This window comes from Bdellovibrionales bacterium, assembly GCA_016716765.1.
Classification (GTDB): Bacteria; Bdellovibrionota; Bdellovibrionia; order Bdellovibrionales; family UBA1609; genus JADJVA01.
Window position 1 is genome coordinate 136,649 of record JADJVA010000001.1, and the last position, 20,343, is coordinate 156,991.

Consider the following 20,343-nt stretch of genomic DNA (forward strand, 5'->3'; position numbering starts at 1 on the left):
GATTCGAATGCACAAATCATACAAATCCAATTTGAATTTGATGGCTGTCATTTACGCAGCCTTTGTAGCGGTCATTGTGGGAGTGACGGCCCCCTCTCTTGCTGGCTGGTGGCCATGGGGTCAATCAGATCAGGATAAAAAGGAAGAAATAGCTGAAAATAGTAGAGAGCAAAGACTCGCCAACCTGCGCACTCAAGTCGAAGCGCTTAAACTGAAAGATCTCAAAGAACGCAAGTTCAGTGGAGAAATCCGGTTCACAGAGGGCAGAGTGAGCGAAAAGAGTGATCCTTCAACTGCCTTGGACGGCAGCTCCGAGATCCAATCGGATTTGAGTTTTTCCATTCCTGATATTGACACTTTCGCAGTTCCCGTTCTGCCGGATACCGGCGACCACACCATAACGGTTGAGATTTTTTCATCTACCGAAAAATCAACCGATAAAGGCCGCGACAATTGGTTAAACCAAATGGCACGCCTCTACAATGAACTTCCAAGTAAAGCTGGTAAGGTGGCTATTCGGCGAATCGATTCTGGAACGGCCTATCAGTTTTTAGTGCAACAGATGCTCAAACCGGACGAGGCCTATTCTGTTGAAGCCTTCTCTCCCTCCAATGGCTTGTGGGTAAGAATGGCAGAAGCAAGAGGTGTGCCTCTTGCTAAAATCAGCGACAGTTTAGTTCAGAATGTAGCTGGAATTGTTATTTCAAAGGAAAAACTCCGACTAATTAATAATGGCCTTGATGCAGCTCAATTCTCGGTGACAAACCTAGTTGATGCCGTCAATAACGGTAAAATAAGAATGGGCTATACGAATCCCTATTCGAGTTCGACCGGATTGAATTTCTTGGCGACCGTTTTAGAAACTTTGGCCGCTCAAAACCAAACCGATTTTTCAAGCCCCTTGGTCACTGATGCCTTCCGAAAATTTCAGGATGGAGTCCCATTGATTTATGAATCGACCTTACAAATGCGTGAGGCCGTAAAGGGCGGAGAGTCTTTGGATGCGATGGTCATGGAATATCAGACTTTCATTAATTCAGCTGATCTCCGGGACAGATTCCAATTCCTGCCATTTGGAGAACCCCATGGAAATCCCCTCTATGCCTCGAGCGATCTCGACCACAAAAAAATGGAAATCCTGAAAGACTTTGCTCACTTTGTTGAACAAAATGCAGACGCAAAACAAATGGCTCGTGAAATGGGGTTCTTTGGCAGACCGGACTATGTCTCTGGCAGTCAGGTGAGTGGAAAAGATCTTATTGCCATGCAAAAAATTTGGAAACGGGAAAAAACCTCCGGTCGTTCTGTGAACGCAATCTTTCTCGGCGATATTAGCGGATCCATGAACGACTATAAAAGGCTTCAAATGGTGATTGAATCTCTGGTTATTGGAGCTGAATTTATTCGCCCCGAAAACCGCGTGGGACTTATATTATTTGATGATCGAGTCACCAGGGCTCTTCCGATCGAACCATTTTTGAACAAACAAAAACTGAGCTTTATTGGAATTGCCAGAGTTTTAAAAACTGAGGGTGGAACCGCCATGTTTGATGGTATTGCGGTTGCCCTTCATGACTTGCTCGAGCAAGAAGAGAAGCACAAACAGGATAAGACTGTTCTGATTGTGCTGACTGATGGAGCATCGAGAGACGACAGGCTCGATCAGGCACAAATCAAAAAAATGGCAGCTGAGTTCAAAATTCCGATGTATATTTTGGGGATGGAAGCTGATGATGGTTTGATGGAAGAATTGATAAAAACAGCTCGAAGCACCGGCGGAGATGCATTCCGAGTGACACCCAAAGACGTCAAGGGCCGTATTGCAAGTCTGCTCAATTCACAATTGTAGTAGAGCTTGAAAAAATCGGTTAAAACCAGGACTTTCATCGAGCGACAGGAGTATTGGCTTGTCGCCGTGGACGTTCATGCTGAAAATCAAGAAAATTGCAAATGATTGGGAAGGCTGTGGTTAAATCTGTAGTGACTGTAGCGACTGTAGTGATGATCTGCTTCTTGTTTCATTTTTCTCCTCTGCATGCGGAAGTCACTGCAACGGGAAAGAAAGCGAGTCCCGGTCCTGCACAATCAACGAACGACTCTTTGCCCAAATGTTTCGATGAGAATTCTGATCTTGAGAAAATAAAGACCCATCAGAAAAACAATTCACGGTCCCAATACAAATATCAGGGATATACTCAACTATTTGATCAATCAGCCCTTGACGACGAAGAAATCCTGACTCGCCTTATTTATGCTGAAACTCTTGCAGCCAATTGCCCAGAAAAAGAGGATTCCACTCTCCAGTTGATTGCAGAAGTTATTCTCAGGCGAATTGAGAAAAGACGCGGCCAGATCCGACAAGTCGTTTTTGAGCGGGACCAGTTTGCTTCTTCGCTGAATATCTACCAGGAATCAAGCTACACGAATTTTCTTTGCCCTAAATCCCCCGAACTTTGGAATAAAGCGAAAAAATCGCTGGGGCTGCTTCGGTCTGGGGCTGAAATGAACTCTCTCTCAAGCACAGCCTACAATTACTATCTATTTAAACACAGCACTCGATTCAAGCCACCTGAGTGGACTCGTACTTTTCAGGAGGTAAAGAAGGTGAACCTAGATGCCACCTCAATTTGTGTCGCTGCCTATAGCAACCCTCAATGGAAATAAAATCAAAGAGCTAAGGAATTGGCCCACCAGTAGCGGCTGTGCTCCGAAGGTCTGAACCAGGGTGGGTTCCATTTGCGGACTGATGAGTTCAATACGCGAAACTAATTACTATCCAAATCTTGGTATAAGACCTGCATACTGGACGGTTGTATGATGATGCGCTATATTGTTAACCCCAATATTGAGTGGTCCGATCGTCTACTCTGTAGACGGAGAGATGCCAATTTGCGCCGTACCATAAACCCAGTATTGATTGGAGCAATTCAATGAAGATCCTGATCAGCTATTTAGTTCTATTTTTCTGTCTTTGTTCAGATGTTTTGGCAGAAAGCAGATATGACTTTTTCAACGAAAGGTTTCAAATCGGCCCATGGACTCCTGAAACCCTAAGCCTCACCGAAGGACTAAAAAAAATAAAACTGATCGATGATTGGTTTTATAGCCTTCCTGTTCCGGAACGTCGTAAAGTCCTGGATCAATATGTTATTAATCGCAACCGACTCTTTATTATCACCCAGGAAAAGCGATTGCTAGCGGACCTTCAGTCCATTTCTAACGATATCATTTTTGGTTCTGCTTCCGGCCTAAAGCAGTTGGAAGAAGAGCTGGTCACACAACTCACGACATTACAGCAGGTACGACGCCAAACTCTTGATGATACAGAAGCACTGAAAAATGCATTAGTGAATAAACTGGATGATCTGAGTGACCTTTTGCCAGCAGATACAAGAGACAACGGAGGGACTAATTCAGGGGCTTTGTTTTCTAATTCCTTTAGCTTCGGAAGTCAAGTTTCAAAGGCTGGAGGGTCGAATATTCCGAGATCCTTAAATAGGAGCGGTTTTGAGCCGACCAACATTGAACCCTTGAATGCCTGCCGGAACGACGACGTTTGTGTTAATGAAGATATGACTGAGATCTTAGAGAAAATTGGAATAGGCGACGAATTATTTCCAAATGAACAAGAACCCAAAGGGATGGCCAGGACTCTCGAGATAAAAGAGACCCAACGGACTCGTATTGTCCATCAAGAATTTGGAGCGTGCGAGGGTCTCGAAGCTGCTCAGAACGATTTCAAAGAGTATTTTGACCCTTCCAAGAATCCAAAACTTGCTCTTTTCCTGAAAGAGACCGGAATTTCCCGTTCACTTTCGAATAGAACGTCAAACAACCTATCCAGCTGGTATTCCGAACCAACGACACAATGGCCGGAAGGAACAGGAGGAAAACCAAGCGCAACATGTGTAGGTCACGCCATTGCTAGTGATGCGACGGCTGCGATGTACAGAGCGAATTGGATCAAACATCCCTCCATAAATACACCGAAAGGAGTCTCTCCGGATCATACCTACGCTGCCGCTTTAATGAACGAAATCAATTCTGATATGCACCGACGCTATCCCAATCTGAGACCAGAACAAATCAATTGGAACTATCCAAAGCCAGATCCATCAATGCTAGGATATTGCGATCCAAGGCTCCATGATGTTAGTCAATATTCTGGGATCCAGAATATCATGGATGCTATGGTCACATTTACGTTGGTCCCCCTGTGCTCTAATTCAAAAGTATCCCCGGTCTCAGCGAGTGAACGATATCAGATTGATAAATTCAGCGGAATTGACTTTAATCCGGGCGATCAACTCCCGAATTTTGATGTGATAAAAGCAATGATCGACAGTGGCCATCCACCCATTGTTCGCATCACTTCTGACGCACGATTTGAAAGTGCGGACTGGCTCACGATAACGTCGCAGGGATCTATGCATCACGTCCTGAATATCGTTGGCTACGACAAAGGAATTGACCCCATGACTCTTTGTCCAACCAAATATTTTATCGTTCGCGATAGCCTTGGAAAGAAGAAAATTCATTACAAAGTCACGGCAAACAACCTTCTCAGATATATCGCGGGAATATATCATATTTCAAAAATCCGCGCGCTTGGTTTCGCGTATTGAACCCGCCAGTCCAGCCAATGGAACCCACCCTGATCAAAAGGCCTTCGGAGCACAGCCGCTACTGGTGGGCCAATTCCTTAGCTCTTTGATTTTATTTCCATTGAGGGTTGCTATATGCGACGAGATATAAACTCAGAAACCCATCTCAGTTGGGCTATTGGTAGCTCAAACGGAACAAGCCACCGCCCCACATTGCCCCCCAAAAATCCGTGGTCGATCCGGCAACGGGATAAAACCCCCAGAAACTTGTACATGGATATAGACTGCTAGACAGGTCTGTCCAGTTGACACCATCATCGAAAGATTTCCAAAGGCCCAATGCTGCTCCTGAAGAAAAATAGACATCCGCTCCAAATGAACTCACATAGACAGCTTTTCCACCTGATTCGTTTCGGATATAAATCTTCTGAACCAAGGCATTTGATATCGGTGAATTGACACTTTTCCAAGAAATACCTGAGCCCATATTGTTGTAATTTGTCGTCTTAAATAGCCCACCCGAGATACCTCCAACCCACAACTCACTGCTATTTGAGGGATTAAATGCTATTGCGGTCATCCCTCCCTGTGCTGAAGACTGAACCGAAAGACCAAGGGAATGACCCGTCAAGAATCCATCAGTAGATACGAATCCGTCATTTGTGGACACCATGGCCGCTTCATTCAAATTCGTGGGGTGAGTTGCCAAATCCCCCGCAAAAAAAAACGTTCGCTTTGCAAAAGAGGCTCCACCGTCGGCAGAGTAGTAAACTCTAATATCTGAGCTCAATGAGCCTGCGCGTGCCAATGCATACAAAACTGAACTTGAACTATTATCTCTCACAATACGATCGATTTTAACGTCCGTATTAACAACCCGAGTCCATGGGCCATTGACTCCACTCGATGATCGATACAGTCCCTTCCCAATCATTCCAGCCAACACAACCCCAGAGTTTGAAGGATCGAAACTCCATGCGACCACTCCATCGGCTGAACTGACTTCATTTATCGCTGACCAAGTTGCTCCTTCATCGGTTGATGAATAAGATTGTCCCAATCCAAGGCCTACGGTTGAACTCATAACCAACTCCCTTGGATTCAAGGGGTTCTGTGCAAACCCCAATACCGCATTTGCCATTAGTCCCGATGAAGATGCGGCCCAATTACTGCCACCATCTGTGGTTTTAAACACTCCCGAACTATTGGTTGAGCCGACCAGAATCACGCTATAATTCGATGGATCAATCGCAACCGAAAATATTGAATGACCGGAAAGCGCAGACCCCATTTGCACCCAGGATGTTCCGCCATTTGAACTTTTGAAAAGCCCCCAACGACTGGATGCGACTGAATCAATTTTTGAGGTTCCTAAGAATATTGTATCTGCGGCCTGACTATTTCCGGATACGACCGTGATAACAGTTTGAAGTCCTGTCGTTATAGCTGACGCAGGATTGTTAACAATCACACTCGAACCAAGGCTTGGCAGAGTGGTATACATCAGGGTCGCGTCCGCAAACAAAGTATAAAGCGCATGTGCGGAAACAGCAAGTTTAGAAATCGGTACGGCTCCTGTAACCAAATCAGACCATGTTGTTCCGTTATCGTCTGAATACTTCAGCACTCCATTCGTTGCTCCGGCAAAGAGACGACCGGAGAAGTCGTACACGACAGCCTTAAACGCTGTACTCCAAGCAATGGATAGTTTTGAAAAGCTGTCACCAGAATCCGTTGATCGATACAACCCATCGTCGGTCGCTACGACAATTGTTGATGCAAGAGTCGGATTGATCGCCATTTGATAGACGTGCTTATTGGTCCCACTTGAGGGCAGACCACTTTGGCTAAGCGACCACGTGATACCGCCATCTGTGGACTTCAACATGCCCCAGCCAAAATGACTGACAGCATACATTTTTGCTGAGTTCGTCGGATCAAACGTGAGACTATATGAAGAAACATTCTTAGGTGAAGAAATCAACTGCCAAGACGAGCCACAGTCAGTGGATTTATAGAGTCCAGACATATCGTCACCCGAAGCCCAGACCTCACATGGCTTGCTTGGATGAAAAACAATGCTTGGTACATACCCGCCAAATACACCCTTGAACGTCCATGACATCCTTGGACTTATCGGGGAAGCTGGAGCAGGAGAATCATTGCCTTTTTTTGAGCAGGAAACCAAAGCAAATAATGCAAGAAAAACCAGATATTTCATTTTAACGTTCCGGCTTCCATTAAGTGCACCAGATTCTGTTTGCACCTCAATTTCATAAAAATTCAAAACTTCAGATTTGATTTAAAAACTCTAAAAAAATCCGTTTCCGAAAGATCTATCTCAGAATAGTAAAATCCGTTTGTCGCATTCTCGTTAAAACTACAAGATCCATTGAATGATTCAGCTGAGCCACTCACACTCTTAATCGGTGATGATGAGGCCAGCGCGCCCATGGCGATATTAGAAAACTTGTAGATATAACACCCATGATATATGCCGGGGGCACCCGTGACCCCTCGGGCGAAACCATAAGATAGTGCTCGTTCTGATAGGTAAAAAGCTCACTTGCCGAAAAATTTAAATATCCGAGGCTCACCGCCTCGGCGTTTTGAAGTACGGTTTTTATATAAGACCAACCCGAAGTTACGGCACAGGGCTGAAGGCAGGAGAACAAAGCGACGCGAAAATTCGTGGCTTCTACACAGATCAAACTCAAATACAGATGAGTTGAGGTTGATAAAACTCCTGGTTCAGTGAATATCAAACAACCATTGAGATCTGGATGGAGGTTCTGTAAGTCAATGACAGGTGCACCACCGACCGGGGAACCCGTTGCACCTCCCTGTGTATCGTTTGCGGCGTTATACCCAGCAGCTCCAAACAACTTCGTCTCAGTGGCAGACGCAAGCAATTGTGGAGAAGCGGCCTTTTTGTACGATATCCATCCATGCTCGAACCTGCGCTCCGCACTCGAATCAGTTGTCTTCACTTGCAAATAGTGGTGAGTCAAAAGCTTCCATCGATCGTTTGCACTCGCAGAGCCAGGATCAAATAGGATTCTTGAGACCTCGTTGTGCCAAGTTCCTAGTGACGGAAGCCCTGAAAAACTAATTGAGACATTGTTGACACCAGCCAAAACGATTCCTTGATCCACCCAAGTGACACCTCCGTCATTGGAACTAGCGACGCGAGTAGAGACGACTCTTTGAGTCGTCTCCAACTGTGACGAAGTATCCACTGCGGAATAGCTCATCCATAAGACTCCATTTGCTGTATCGTATGTCAATCCTGGATCAAATATTCCTTGGTTTGAAATAGATCCTAAATTCAATTTTTCCGGCGAACTTGGTGGGATGAAAGGATTGTCCCCATCACTTTTTTTTGAACACGAAATCAAGGTAACCATGAGAAAAACAAACAAACATCTCATGTGAAAAGTTTAGCTGACTCTTTAATGCATGTAAATAGAAGAGCGATATTCTGCCTGACATAATAATCAAATTCGTGTTTAGAAAATCTCAATTTGGGGCGTTTGTCCTTCTCACTTGAAGAGTCCTGGAAGCATCCGTACACAGTCGTATCTCTGTTTGTGATCACAAAAAAACTATACAGGCATCGAAGTGCGCTCTGATAACAATTGGAATAAGTCCCAAAAGAGATATAATTGAAAAATGAAAATATTTACAGATTCCCTGTTGATCCTTGCAATTGCAATTCAGGCTTGCAGCAAGAAGACAGACTGTTCTGACATTGATTTAGATTGAGGGGGATCCGTCTACGCTATAAAAAGTTCACCGATAGCGATTTGCCAGTCTGGCTCCAGCTATTTTTTTTGAACTTTCCTAAGAAATATTTCCAATGGACAAAATCCGGTCAGACTCGATTGCAGCAGATTTGCTCCAACGAAAGTTGTAAACCACAGCCAATTGGGCGAGTGATAGTGGGCTAACGAAAGGCTCACTAAAACAAAAATACCCGCAAAAGCACGAACTTGCCTTTCAATTGTCATACTCATTCTCCTTCAGTAATTGTTTCCATGGCGATTTCTCTGACTCTGCTATTTCCGACAAACCAATAGTACAGAATGGGCACCGCAAAACGACTTAAGATAGTGGCGGCAACCTCACCAAAAATCAGACTGATAGCCAAACCTTGAAAGATTGGATCTGCAAGCATGACTGAACTGCCAACAACGACGGCGGCCGCAGTCAGCAGCATTGGGCGGAATCTCAAAACGCCAGCGCTCACCACAGCCTCTTTTAGATTCATCCCAAGGCCCAATTGATGCTCTATGAAGTCGACAAGAATAATTGAGTTACGCACGATAATCCCTGCTCCAGCAATGAAGCCGATCATCGACGTCGCCGTAAAATATGATCCCAAAATAGCGTGACCCGGCAGAATGCCAATAAGACTAATTGGTATCGGCGCCATGATGATCAAGGGAACAGAAAAACTCCTGAACCAGCCAAGTACCAAGATGTAAATCAAAACCATGACCACCGCAAAGGCCCCACCCAGATCTCTAAACACCTCAAAGGTGATGAACCACTCGCCATCCCACTTGACTACGGGCGCGACCGTATTCCAGGGAACATCTGCAGTTTGCAGAGGATACTTGATTTTTGAGGCAAGCTTCAAAATACCGTAGACCGGTGCTTCTTCGCTTCCAGACAGTTCACTCATCACGTATGAAACGGGCTTCAAATTCTTTCGATACAGGCTTTTGTTCGCCTCGTCCTTCGCCGGCTTCAGAACTTTATCAGCTTCTACTGTTCCGGTTTCAAATGAAGGTACGCGAAGACCAACAAAAGCTTGTTCACCCGAGCGGGCATCTTGTTTCAAAGATAGATTAACCTCCACATGTTCGGGAGAATTCACATTCGCCAAAGCTGTAACTGGAGTTTCCGAAAATACCAAGCGCCCCAACTCCATCAGCTCACTCGACCTTGTTCCTAAAAGGCCACCTTGAACTTGATCATACTCAAAGACCTTCCGAGGTCGCCCCAATCTCAAAGTCGTGTCAAGATCAACAACACTTGGCTCAGCGGCAAAAATAGACTCGATTTCTTTTGTGACCCTTTCTCGTGCCTGAGCATTAGGTCCATAGACCTCGGCCATCATTGTCGCAAGCACAGGGGGACCAGGAGGGATTTCGAGAACTTTTGTGACAGCTCCCTTGTCGCTGCCAAACTTTTTGATTAAAGGACGCAAGCTCTCAATGATTTGGTGGCTAGAATCTTTCCGCTTTGCTTTTTCCGTTAAAACAACTTGCAGATCATTTTGGTAATCAGAGTTCCTTAGAAAAGTGTGTTTAACCATTCCAGAAAATGAATACGGAGAAGCTTCGCCCGCGAACACTTGCACTGATTCCACTTCTTCGTTTTTCAGAATTTCATTAGCAAGATCGGTTGACCATTGCTTACCCACCAAAAGCGGTGTCGTTGCAGGGTAGTCGATCAAGACTTGAAACTCCTGCTTATTGTCGAAAGGAAGCATTTTTACCTTAACAGACTTAAAATAGACCAAACTGATTGCGGCTAAAAGCAAAAGAACTGAAAATGCCCCGAACAGAAGCGCCTGCTTCTTTGATCCGAGCAGTGTCTCCATGACCGCCTGATAAAGCTGGTCCAGACGACTTACTTTTGGTTCTGACCTTGAATTGTCATTGTGATTGGCCTTTAAGAGCTTTACCGCCGCCCAAGGTGTTACGACAAAGGCGACAAACAAAGACAACAACATTGCAAAGCTAGCCCCAATCGGAATTGGCTTCATATACGGTCCCATAAGGCCTCTTACGAATGCCATCGGAAGGATCGCAGCGATAACCGTAAATGTCGCAAGGATTGTTGGATTTCCGACTTCGTTCACGGCTTTGATCGTGGCATTGACTAAACCATCTCTGGTGTTTTCTTTGAGGTGGCGTTCGATATTTTCGACAACGACGATGGCATCGTCGACCAAAATACCGATGGAAAAGATCAGAGCAAAAAGAGTAACGCGATTGAGCGTGTAGCCCATAAAGTAATAGATTGCGAGTGTCAGTGCCAAGGTTACGGGAATTGCGATTGCCACGACAAGTGATGCGCGAATGCCCATAAATAACGCGATCAAAACTGAAACTGATAGTGTTGCTAGGAGCAAGTGCTCAATCAGTTCGTTCGACTTATCGGCAGCGGTCGATCCATAGTCCCTGACGACTGTCATTCTGAGATCAGCTTTCTGCGGCTGTTCCTTAAGAAAAGAATCGGCCCTTTGGAGAATTTCACGTGAAAGTGTCACGACATTCGTGCCTTTTCTTTTTGAGAAGACAATTGAAACGGCTTTTTCGGGCTCTTGATTTTTTTCTAATAGAACCGAACTACGAACGATTTCCTCTGGGCCGTCCAAAACCTGGGCCACATCTTTGATAAAGACAACTCGCCCCGCTCTTTGTCCAATAGCCAGGTCTCCTACCTCTTGCCCTGAGTGCAATCGTCCGCCGACCTCAACATCGAACACTTCCCTTTCACTCCAGTTTTTCCCGGAAGGCGCGAGGGCATCATTCATTTTAAGTGACTGCATGATCGCCATAAGAGAGATCCCATAGGCCTGCATCCTTTTTGGATCTGCAACCACTCGAATCGCTCTCTTTTGTCCGCCTAAAAGCTCGACCTTTGAAAGATCTGGCGTGCTTGATAGCTCGCGAGCGAGAGGAGCAACCGAACTTCTCAGCGCAAACTCATCCATTTTTTTAGATGTGAATGTCAAAACAAGAAAGGGAACATCATCAATTGAAAATGATTTTACCTGCGGAGACAGAACATTGCCTGGAAGTTCATGTTGGATCGTCATCAGCTTATGATGAATCTTAACAAGACTGGGCTCCATCGGCTCGCCGACTTTGAATCGGACCGTCACAAGGCTTCCGTGTGGTTGACTGGTCGAATAGACATACTCAACACCATCGAGTCCCCATACCGCGCGCTCGATAGGTTCAGTCACTTTTCTTTCTGCTTCTTCTGCCGTAAACCCCGGAGCGGCTGCTCTAATGTCAATCATCGGCACCGAGATCTGCGGTTCTTCTTCTTTCGGGGTTAAATAAACGGCGACCAGTCCGAGCAGAAGACTGGAAATCGCAATGACGGGCGTAAGCTTAGAATGAACGAATGTTTGAGCCAGTTTTCCGGCAAAGCCAAGTTTGTTATTTTTCATTTTTCACTCCTGAACCAACATGCATTCCAATATCAAATTTCTGCTTTGTGATGACTTGAGAACCAGCTTTGATCAGGCCAAGCTCGGCTTCGCCTTGCTGGGCAATGAGGTCGGCTCGCCGACTGAGTATTTCCACAATCTGAAGCGCATTTATGGATCCATTTCTGAAGAGAGTCTCAGTCATTTTGGATTGCTCAACTAGTAACTTATGACTGTCATTCAGAAGCTCAATATTTTGTCGAAAGGACTTGAGTGCTTCATTCAGAGCCGCTCGCTCAGCGCGCTCTTGTTGATCTGAGGCCTCTGAATATTTCGCGGCGGCCATCGATTTCAATTTCGCTTCCCTGAGGCTGCCATAGCTAGAAGGGTCATAAAGACTCCACTGTAAATAGAGTCCGGCAGTGTAGCCGTTCGCCGTGTCGCGACTACCGTTGAAAACAAAAGTTTCAGCAAAAACCCCCGCACGCGGAAGGAACTTTGCTTTTTCCATATTGGCCACTTCCTCACTGGCTTTCGCATTCTCTTTTGCAGATTCAATTTTATAGGAGGAGAGGGACTCGTGCTGCTGTGAAGAATCGGAGAAATAGCGATTCACAAAAACAATTGACTCAATATCTTCCGGAGACCAATCCTGGTCTTTCAAACCCATCTCACTCAGTGTAGCGTAGTGAGACCGACTCTGAGCCTCGTATTGCTTGATGAGACCACTGAGTCGATTTGCCAGGGACTTCATTCCGAGCAAGCCCGAATATCCGACGGGATTCGATTTGCTCCCAAGCTGATATCCATTGATCATTCGCGTGACCTCCGAATTCAATTCCTGAAGTCTACCTTTTTGTTGTTCAAGAACTGCAATAGATCCGTAAGAGAGGCCGACGGCAGAGTATTGCTCGATTTGGATTTGTGATGTTACACTCTTTTGTGCGGCAACTGAGTGCTCGAGAAGATCCACTTGGGATGATTTCATTCCGCCCTCATATAGCGCTAAATCGACTCCTAGCGCACCTCGTGTGTACACATGAGGATCCGGATGATTGATCGAGTCCACACTGAAATCAGTTTGCTTAATGGAACGCTGTTCGAGAAGTCCAAAAAACGAAGTCCCGGGATCGTTGGTCTGATAGGTTCTTGCGTCAATGTAAACTTTAGGCAACCAATGACGAGACGCTCTTGATTGGGATTCAATCAAGGACTCCGCCTGTAATCGTGAGGACTCTTGAGCAGCGGACCCCTCATTGACTTTACTCCAGGCGGATCCAAACGATAGCGTTTCAGCACGAGCCGCACTTGCAACAAAGAAAATGACACTTCCTACGAAAATGAACTTTTTCATTTACTCCCTCTTCGCTAATAATTCGTCAACCAGTTCACCGCTGATCACTTCTGGTCACTTCTGGTCACTTCCTCTTCGCAGTTCTCCGTCTTAACCGGTTACTTACTTTTTCCGATATTACAGGTGTTAATTCCCAACATAGCGTAGGGAGGACACCAGCCGATAACACCCGTTGCGATTGGGATTAAGCCTAAGAGAAACCAAAGATTCGCTGGTCCAACGAACGCAAGCGAGACAAGTAATAACCCGAGAACAATTCTGACCACTCGCTCGATTGAATGAATATTAGTTTTCATATTTCCTCTGCTCCTTTGTTTTGTTTGGTACTCCATTTGAAATCATCTGATCAATCAACCTTTGCAATATTCCGCCTGAATCGTCTTCATTAGACCGACCAGGCGCTTGTCTGCCAAAGAATAGACCTGATATTTTCCGTCTTTTTCAGAGCTAATCAGGCCCTCAAACTTCATCCGGATTAGGAATTGTGACATTTGCGACTGTGAGGCGCCACAAAGGCCCACGAGTTCACCCACTGTTTTTGGTCCCTCAAGTAAATGTCCAAGAATAAGAAGCCGCTGAGGATGAGAAAGTGACTTCAGAATGAGACACACTTCCTCACAGGACTTCTTTATCTTCTGGATAGAAACGGTGCGTCTCACTCAGCCCCCCAGGTATTAAATGGACCACTACGATATACATATATATTATGGTATAATAATATCTTAATGTAAAGGGGGAATAAAAAATAGATTCTTGTGCAAATAGTCGCGCAGACAGCTTGAGAGCTTTGAAACTACCTGTCTTGGTTTCCCTGTGCCCGCCTTTAAAAGTGGTAGACTCTCCGACAGTTATCGCGCCTAACCGCTTTTTTTACTCCTTTTTGGTAGACGATAGGGGTAAAAAATCTGATCCTGTTGTTTCTGGCGTGGCTGAATTGAAATTTTTGCCGAGTCGACAGTGACCGCCCGGGAGTTTCTATACCACTACCAATGTTAATGATTAGCTGACAAGCTCAATGTTTGCCTCCTTCGCTTGGGGTGCTTTGGGTGGCTTTCAGCCAAGTGATGAGTGAGGCCTGACCTCATTGTAGTGTCGTCTCCATCTCTCGATGACCACTTGGGCCTCGAAGAGAGCGTAGAAAATCTCGCCGTCAAGAAGTTGATATCGCATTTTGCCGTCAAACGACTCTACGTATCCATTCTCCCAAGGAGAGTCCTTTTCGATAAAAAGAGGTTTCACCTGCAGTGTATTGAGCCACTTGAGTAATTTTCTTGCGGCGGTTGGCCCGCTGGTAACTTCATTTATTTCCTCCTGTGTCTGATCAGGGAAACTTAATTTGACTTTTAATAAGTGACTAGGATGGGGCGGTCAATTCGCTTACTAAAATCCCAAACCTTGAATCTCCTGCGCATTGATGGCCAGGGGATTTTTTGTTTTTGCGGTATCAAGAATTCACCACCCTTGAAATGCACTCTTTGCCGAGCGCGCCTTAAAACATGAGCCATATATTCACGGACAGTTACCTCTCGAAAGCTTAAGAAAAGGTTATCAAAGGCTCAATTGCAATAAAATCGAATTCGAAAAAGGGATTTGGTTTTAGCAACGTAGATAGACTTCAAATTGGAAGTCCTGTAAATTGCCAGAAAATCTGAGGTGCACCATGTCTGCTGAAAAGAAATATCACGGTTCTTGCCTTTGCAAATCTATAACATATGAAATTGAAACTCCCATAAAATTTGTGGTTCACGATCACTGTACAATATGTCGTCGAGCAAATGCTGCTGCATTTGTCACATGGGGAGGAGTAAATTCAGAACAATTCAAACTTACTCACGGCGGTGAATATTTGACATCCTTTAAATACTCTCACGAATCAGAAAGGCAATTTTGTAAAATTTGTGGAAGTCAGCTGTTTTTTAGAGCTAAGCGATGGGAAGGAGAGGTTCATTTCACTCGTGCCACCATTCATGAGGAGATGGATGAACAACCGAAGGCACATGTTTTTTATAGCGATAAAGCCTCTTGGGTTGAAGTTGGTGATCTTTTACCAAAATTCGGAGGCCCCACAGGAATGGTGACTCTTGACAATTAGAACCACTGTTTTCCCCGCACGAGTTTCTTCCCAAAGGCATTGGCTTGATGACAATTCAAAGTCTTCCACTACATCAATCTCTAAAGGCAAATTAAGCTGATGCACAAGATCGTGATGGAACCCGCTAAGCGTGAGCAAATCCTCTGGATCATTAAAGCAACCGTGGTGCCCCGGGCCAGACTTGAACTGGCACGTCGGTATAACCCAACCCAGGATTTTAAGTCCTGTGCGTCTACCTATTTCGCCACCGGGGCCTTACTGACTAAACTTTATTTCGCTGCCGCAATAAAGTGAACGTCTGAGGCTTCGCTGTCAATCGAAAACAAGGTGAAAAACCAGGAGAAAAGCTCAAAATTTGAACAAAATTAGGCTTTTTGACAAATCCAAATTTAGGTGGCTCAATTGTCAACTGTGATCCCCCAAATCCGCTCCCTTCAGAGGAATACCCCATGATCAAAGAGGCCTTTGCACTCTCGAATAGATCCTATGTACCTCTCATCAAGTCCTCGTACGGAGTTCTTCTCCCCCTGTGGATACTCTCTGAACTATTGAATCAATATTTTGATTTTTGCATTAAGGTTGCCCCGAGAGGGGGCGTCGAGCAAATTACTGCTCAGCTAGGTCAGCTGGCAACTTCGATTACAGTAAGTTTTGTGTTGATCCTCCTCCTTCCGATAAGACTTGATGATTGGCAGAACCGGCGCCCCTATCAGGAATGGGCCAAAATAGTTTCTAAACACAGCTGGCCCCTGTTTGTTGAGGGCCTTCGTATGACTGGGCATATATTGATGTGGGCAATTTTGTTTCTTGTCCCCGGTGTATACAAACAAATTCGCTACCTCTTCGTGCCCTTCGTCGTTCTATTTGACCCCGAGTATAAAAATGGTGAGGTGGACGCACTCGCTAAATCAACCGATCTCACCAAAGGAGTCTTTTGGATTCTAACGGCCCTACTTGTGGCAAGCTTCTCTGCAGAACTTCTGTTCAAAATGAATAGCAAAATATTCCCATGGTTGGCCCATCCTGTTTTTCAGTTCCTCACGGGAGGATTGACTTTTCTCGTCACGAGCTACTTTTATTCCGTTTTTTATTTCATCTTTTCTCTCCAGATAAAAAGTCAAAAAATATCTCAACAACAAACTACCTGATAAGGAGTCCTCGACATGGAACTTATGTTTGACTGGAAAGCCCTGACTGGCAGAGGCAAGGCCTACACCTTTGACGATGTCCTCATTGTCCCTAACAAATCCGATGTACGATCCCGACGAAGCCCTGATCTAAAAACCCGACTGACTCGGGAAACAAGTATTGAAAAACCTTTTATTAGCGCCAACATGGACACGGTAACCGAACACGAGATGGCAATTGGAATGAACCAACTCGGAGCGATCGGTATTCTTCATAGATTTATGTCGATCTGTGAACAAGTTGAACAAGTTGCAAAAATCAAGGCTTCAGGAGCGAGAGACATTGCCGCGTCCATTGGGGTCAACGATGACTTTAAGGATCGCGCCAAGGCCTTGGTGGACTCAGGAGTCAACATTCTCACTATCGATATAGCTCATGGACATTCTGTTGCCATGATTGAAACTCTTGTTTGGCTAAAAACCGAGTTTCCCTCCATCCAGTTGATCGCAGGCAACGTCGCCACTCCAAAAAGCACGGAGGATCTCATAGAAGCTGGCGCCCATGCGATCAAGGTGGGCATAGGCCCCGGTTCCATGTGCACAACTCGAATCATTACCGGATGCGGCGTTCCGCAGCTCACGGCGATTTCTCTTTGCGCTCAAGTTGCCAGACCAAAAGGAGTCCCCGTCATCGCAGATGGAGGAATCAGGTCCTCCGGCGATATTTTCAAGGCCCTTGCTGCAGGGGCGGATGCTGTTATGCTCGGCTCTCTTCTTTCTGGAACAATTGAGTCTCCAGGACCTATCCACAATGGGATGAAACAATACCGTGGCATGGCATCAAAATCCGCACAAGCCTCCTGGAGAGGCGGAGTCCCGGAGGGAATGGCTCCTGAGGGGGAGTCCACCCTCGTCCCCGTAAAGGGCCATATTTCAGATGTTATCAATGCGTTATCTGGCGGACTGAGAAGCGGCATGTCATATATCAACGCATTGGCCATCGAGGATATCCGAGCCAACTCCCTATTTGTCGAGATGACGCCCATGGGGTACTTCGAATCAAGAGCACATGGACTAAAGAACTGATTTCAATTGCTGAGATTGGTCCCATCAATCTGCCTTTGACCAATGACTTTGCTTTTTCTAGGCTTATTTGGCGAGGTTTTTTGATCTGTTCTTCTTAGCCGTTTTTCCTTTGTTGATTCCGTTCCGTGCTTTCTGAAGGAGTGTTGTTGGAGTCCAGTCCGTTGGTCCAATAGCCTCATCTTTCGTTTTAGCCTCCTCCTCTCCGAGGGGGCTTTTTTCTTTGTGCTGACCTGTGCGACTAAATCAGGTAAACTCAAATGATGTTTCTTGAAGCTTCTGATAGGGCTGAATTTCCAATTGCCGTTTTTGACTCTGGAGTCGGTGGCCTCACTGTGCTCAAGTCTTTGGCTGAAGATTTCCCTAAAGAAAATTTCCTTTATTTGGGAGACTCTGCAAGGCTTCCTTACGGAACAAAATCGCCGCTCACGATTCGTCATTACGTGGAACAAAACATTCAGTTTCTTTTGAGCTGCAAGGTAAAAGCCATCGTGGTCGCTTGCAACTCCGCCTCAAGCGTTCTGGATCTCGAAAGAAAAATCGCAGTGCCTCTTTACGAGGTCATCGGACCGGGAGCGCGTACAGCCTATAAAATCTCACAAACTCTCAGTATTGGCGTCATTGCCACGAGAGCCACTGTCAACCGAGGGGCTTACGTCCGCGCCCTTCATGAACTCGATCCACGCACAAAAGTATTTCAGCAAGCCTGTCCGCTCTTGGTCCCTCTCGTTGAAGAAGGATGGGTTCAAGATCCCCTTACGAATCTGGTGATCCATCGCTATCTGAGCCCGATAGCTACGCAGGAAATCGACACACTCATTCTTGGCTGCACCCACTACCCCATTTTGAAAGAATCCATTGCAAAGGTTATGGGCGGCGGAGTGACTCTCGTCGATTCTGGGAAGGCAATTAGCGCCGAGATAATGAGCGATATGAACGAAGGAAAATTAAAAGGGAACCCCGCAGGCTCCGGAGAAATCGAGATACTCAATACCGATCTTGACCAACACATTCAATTCACAGCTGAAAGAATATTGCATCCCTTTAAAGCCGCCAAATTCACGCATGTAAATCTCACAGCTTCGGACATTTCCAATCTCGACCAAATAAGGAATTTTTAAGCTACTTCTTTTTTATCCAACCCGTGAGCGCTGAACGCATGACCGTCTCTACCTTCATATCAAGCGGAGTTAGCCAAGTCTTGGGAAGAAATAGGGTAAAGCCCCCCATCTGGTAACTCATCGGGAAAAAAACTGCCACTCTGCCCTCTCTGTCCAAACCATTTGGAAGCCCCGACAAATCACTCCGTGTCACCAATCCTATTGCTTGAGCGCCCGAGTCGGGCCACTTCACCGCAACGACTTGTCCATCTCCACCTGCGCCTTTTTCCGGAGAGAAATAATCCGTCAGATCTTGAATGGCGATGTAAATGCTCTTTACCAATGGGACCTGACGAAAAAGACGATCAAGTAATTGATGAGCTTTGTTCCCCAAATAATGAGAAAGGGAAAGGCCCAGGATAAATATAAATAAAACTCCAAAGACAATCCCCATACCGGGAATGTAAAAACTGTCCGGAAGAAGCAGAGCCAATAAACTATGAATGATGTTATCTGCCCATTGAAAAAAACGAATCAAAATATACACCGACAAAAAAGTCGGTAGCAAAGCCACTAAACCACGACCAAAAATACCTAAAAAGGTTCTCATCAATGAAGCTCCTCACCGTTATGATAGACCCATTCAAGGGGAAGCTCATGGCTGTTATAGTGGGAAGCCATCACCGCTCCATAGGCTCCCGTATCCATAATAGCCAAATAGTCGCCTTCTTTCAGCTCCGGCAACTCCCTTTCGAAGCCTATCACGTCAGCTGATTCGCAGATGGGACCTACCACATCGTAAGTTTTTATTTCTTCCCTTTGGACCCTGCCCTCCTTGAGAGGAAGGATTCGGTGATAGGCTTCATAAAGAGCGGGACGAAGCAAGTGATGCATCCCCGTGTTGACAATAGCAAAACGCTTATAAGGTGTTTCCTTGATATACTGCACCTCTGTCAGCAACACTCCTGCGCCAGCAACCAAAATCCTTCCGGGTTCGCAGAGCACTTCACATCCGAGGGGTTTCAGAAGGCCTCTCATTGTTTGAGCATAAACCTTCACATTTTCAATTTCCGAGCTCTCATTGTCTTGATGATAATCAATACCCAATCCTCCGCCCACATCAAAACCATTTAGAGGATGACCGGACTCACGCAAAGATTTAAACAATGGCAAAGATTTTCGCACGGCCTCTTCGATAGGGCCTAAGTCACGAATCTGAGACCCTATGTGCAAACTCAGCCCCACGAGCTTCAGTTCTCGAGAGAACTCTGTCAGAATACTCTTTAATTCAGAGACAAAACTTTCATCCATTCCAAATTTATTTTCCCTAAATCCTGTTCGAATATAGGGATGGGTGTCCGGATTCACATCAGGATTCAATCGAAAGGCCACATTGGCCTGAAGTCCCAATGACCGTGCGACCTGTCCGATTCGCCTCAATTCTGAGGGACTCTCAACGTTGATCTGCTTGATTCTATTTTCAAGGGCCAATTGAATTTCGTATTTTTCTTTTCCGACTCCGGAAAAAACCATTCGACTCCCAGGAAAACCGCAGGACAGAGCCAACTTTATTTCGCCTCCAGAGACAACATCAGCGCCAGCCCCGTTTTGAGCCAATGCCCTCAACAAAACAGGGTGTGAGTTCGCTTTGATCGCATAACATACAAGCACATCCCCCTGAAAGGCTTCGACGAAACGCTGATAGCGCTGAAGGATAGAATCCAAATGATAAACGTACACCGGACGCTTTTGCTCTGGAAGCAATATCATTTAGCGAAAAAAACTTTTCCTGATAGAAAACCAAGCTCA

At 45.6% G+C, this 20,343-nt stretch carries 16 protein-coding genes, 1 tRNA gene and 1 pseudogene; 7 read left to right on the top strand and 11 right to left on the bottom strand.

All coding sequences use genetic code 11. The features are described 5' to 3' along the window. Positions 1–7: 7 nt before the first annotated feature. The 3 genes from IPL83_00610 to IPL83_00620 all read left to right on the top strand — a co-directional run bounded on the left by IPL83_00610 (position 8) and on the right by IPL83_00620 (position 4,625). Positions 8–1,849, top strand: a complete 1,842-nt coding sequence (locus IPL83_00610) for a VWA domain-containing protein (GenBank protein ID MBK9037664.1) — start codon at positions 8–10, stop codon at positions 1,847–1,849. 101 nt (positions 1,850–1,950) lie between these two features. Further along, the gene (locus tag IPL83_00615; GenBank protein ID MBK9037665.1) at positions 1,951–2,664 is read left to right on the top strand and encodes a hypothetical protein; all 714 of its coding nucleotides are present in this window, start codon (positions 1,951–1,953) and stop codon (positions 2,662–2,664) included. 266 nt (positions 2,665–2,930) lie between these two features. Further along, positions 2,931–4,625, top strand: coding sequence for a hypothetical protein (locus tag IPL83_00620; protein ID MBK9037666.1), 1,695 nt, complete (start codon positions 2,931–2,933; stop codon positions 4,623–4,625). 154 nt (positions 4,626–4,779) lie between these two features. On the opposite strand, the gene IPL83_00625 is transcribed toward IPL83_00620, so the two are convergent. From IPL83_00625 to IPL83_00660, 8 genes and pseudogenes are all read right to left on the bottom strand, one after another. Beyond that, entirely contained in the window at positions 4,780–6,825 is a 2,046-nt protein-coding gene (locus tag IPL83_00625; GenBank protein MBK9037667.1) for a hypothetical protein, read from the bottom strand. 193 nt (positions 6,826–7,018) lie between these two features. Beyond that, positions 7,019–7,858, bottom strand: coding sequence for a hypothetical protein (locus tag IPL83_00630; GenBank protein ID MBK9037668.1), 840 nt, complete (start codon positions 7,856–7,858; stop codon positions 7,019–7,021). 570 nt (positions 7,859–8,428) lie between these two features. Next, on the bottom strand, positions 8,429–8,614 hold the full coding sequence (locus tag IPL83_00635) for a DUF2892 domain-containing protein (protein MBK9037669.1): 186 nt from the start codon (positions 8,612–8,614) through the stop codon (positions 8,429–8,431). A 2-nt stretch (positions 8,615–8,616) separates the two neighbouring features. After that, positions 8,617–11,799, bottom strand: a complete 3,183-nt coding sequence (locus IPL83_00640) for an efflux RND transporter permease subunit (GenBank protein MBK9037670.1) — start codon at positions 11,797–11,799, stop codon at positions 8,617–8,619. Further along, on the bottom strand, positions 11,789–13,132 hold the full coding sequence (locus IPL83_00645; protein ID MBK9037671.1) for a TolC family protein: 1,344 nt from the start codon (positions 13,130–13,132) through the stop codon (positions 11,789–11,791). The genes IPL83_00640 and IPL83_00645 overlap by 11 nt, the downstream gene beginning before the upstream one ends. Before the next feature lie 98 nt (positions 13,133–13,230). Further along, a complete protein-coding gene (locus IPL83_00650) occupies positions 13,231–13,428 on the bottom strand; it encodes a DUF2892 domain-containing protein (GenBank protein ID MBK9037672.1) in 198 nt (65 codons plus the stop codon). 54 nt (positions 13,429–13,482) lie between these two features. Continuing rightward, positions 13,483–13,791, bottom strand: a complete 309-nt coding sequence (locus tag IPL83_00655; GenBank protein ID MBK9037673.1) for a winged helix-turn-helix transcriptional regulator — start codon at positions 13,789–13,791, stop codon at positions 13,483–13,485. Positions 13,792–14,188: 397 nt separating this feature from the next. Continuing rightward, a pseudogene (locus tag IPL83_00660) lies at positions 14,189–14,344 on the bottom strand (transposase). A 448-nt stretch (positions 14,345–14,792) separates the two neighbouring features. Here IPL83_00660 and IPL83_00665 point away from each other — a divergent pair. Next, positions 14,793–15,224 (top strand): GFA family protein, encoded by a 432-nt coding sequence (locus IPL83_00665; protein ID MBK9037674.1) that lies wholly within the window; start codon positions 14,793–14,795, stop codon positions 15,222–15,224. Between the two features lie 163 nt (positions 15,225–15,387). Here the strand turns inward: IPL83_00665 and IPL83_00670 are convergent. Then, positions 15,388–15,478 (bottom strand) — tRNA-Leu (locus tag IPL83_00670). A gap of 195 nt (positions 15,479–15,673) precedes the next feature. Between IPL83_00670 and IPL83_00675 the strand changes: the two genes are divergently transcribed. The 3 genes from IPL83_00675 to IPL83_00685 all read left to right on the top strand — a co-directional run bounded on the left by IPL83_00675 (position 15,674) and on the right by IPL83_00685 (position 18,555). Next, complete coding sequence (locus tag IPL83_00675; GenBank protein ID MBK9037675.1) at positions 15,674–16,372, top strand: hypothetical protein; 699 nt, start codon at positions 15,674–15,676, stop codon at positions 16,370–16,372. A gap of 24 nt (positions 16,373–16,396) precedes the next feature. Next, on the top strand, positions 16,397–17,437 hold the full coding sequence (locus IPL83_00680; GenBank protein ID MBK9037676.1) for a guanosine monophosphate reductase: 1,041 nt from the start codon (positions 16,397–16,399) through the stop codon (positions 17,435–17,437). 260 nt (positions 17,438–17,697) lie between these two features. Beyond that, positions 17,698–18,555, top strand: a complete 858-nt coding sequence (locus IPL83_00685; protein MBK9037677.1) for a glutamate racemase — start codon at positions 17,698–17,700, stop codon at positions 18,553–18,555. 1 nt (position 18,556) lies between these two features. Here IPL83_00685 and IPL83_00690 read toward each other — a convergent pair whose 3' ends face one another. Further along, on the bottom strand, positions 18,557–19,144 hold the full coding sequence (locus IPL83_00690) for a DUF502 domain-containing protein (protein MBK9037678.1): 588 nt from the start codon (positions 19,142–19,144) through the stop codon (positions 18,557–18,559). Then, entirely contained in the window at positions 19,144–20,304 is a 1,161-nt protein-coding gene (gene lysA, locus IPL83_00695; GenBank protein ID MBK9037679.1) for a diaminopimelate decarboxylase, read from the bottom strand. The genes IPL83_00690 and lysA overlap by 1 nt, the downstream gene beginning before the upstream one ends. Positions 20,305–20,343 lie beyond the last annotated feature (39 nt).

Bases quoted from the DNA above. Each gene is read 5' to 3' on its own strand.
- IPL83_00675 (MBK9037675.1), top strand. From the start codon at position 15,674: ATGATCAAAGAGGCCTTTGCACTCTCGAATAGATCCTATGTACCTCTC.
- IPL83_00650 (MBK9037672.1), bottom strand. From the start codon at position 13,428: ATGAAAACTAATATTCATTCAATCGAGCGAGTGGTCAGAATTGTTCTC.
- IPL83_00645 (MBK9037671.1), bottom strand. From the start codon at position 13,132: ATGAAAAAGTTCATTTTCGTAGGAAGTGTCATTTTCTTTGTTGCAAGT.
- IPL83_00610 (MBK9037664.1), top strand. From the start codon at position 8: ATGCACAAATCATACAAATCCAATTTGAATTTGATGGCTGTCATTTAC.
- IPL83_00685 (MBK9037677.1), top strand. From the start codon at position 17,698: ATGTTTCTTGAAGCTTCTGATAGGGCTGAATTTCCAATTGCCGTTTTT.
- IPL83_00630 (MBK9037668.1), bottom strand. From the start codon at position 7,858: ATGAGCTATTCCGCAGTGGATACTTCGTCACAGTTGGAGACGACTCAA.
- IPL83_00625 (MBK9037667.1), bottom strand. From the start codon at position 6,825: ATGAAATATCTGGTTTTTCTTGCATTATTTGCTTTGGTTTCCTGCTCA.
- IPL83_00690 (MBK9037678.1), bottom strand. From the start codon at position 19,144: ATGAGAACCTTTTTAGGTATTTTTGGTCGTGGTTTAGTGGCTTTGCTA.
- IPL83_00640 (MBK9037670.1), bottom strand. From the start codon at position 11,799: ATGAAAAATAACAAACTTGGCTTTGCCGGAAAACTGGCTCAAACATTC.
- IPL83_00620 (MBK9037666.1), top strand. From the start codon at position 2,931: ATGAAGATCCTGATCAGCTATTTAGTTCTATTTTTCTGTCTTTGTTCA.
- IPL83_00680 (MBK9037676.1), top strand. From the start codon at position 16,397: ATGTTTGACTGGAAAGCCCTGACTGGCAGAGGCAAGGCCTACACCTTT.
- lysA (MBK9037679.1), bottom strand. From the start codon at position 20,304: ATGATATTGCTTCCAGAGCAAAAGCGTCCGGTGTACGTTTATCATTTG.
- IPL83_00665 (MBK9037674.1), top strand. From the start codon at position 14,793: ATGTCTGCTGAAAAGAAATATCACGGTTCTTGCCTTTGCAAATCTATA.
- IPL83_00635 (MBK9037669.1), bottom strand. From the start codon at position 8,614: ATGACAATTGAAAGGCAAGTTCGTGCTTTTGCGGGTATTTTTGTTTTA.
- IPL83_00615 (MBK9037665.1), top strand. From the start codon at position 1,951: ATGATTGGGAAGGCTGTGGTTAAATCTGTAGTGACTGTAGCGACTGTA.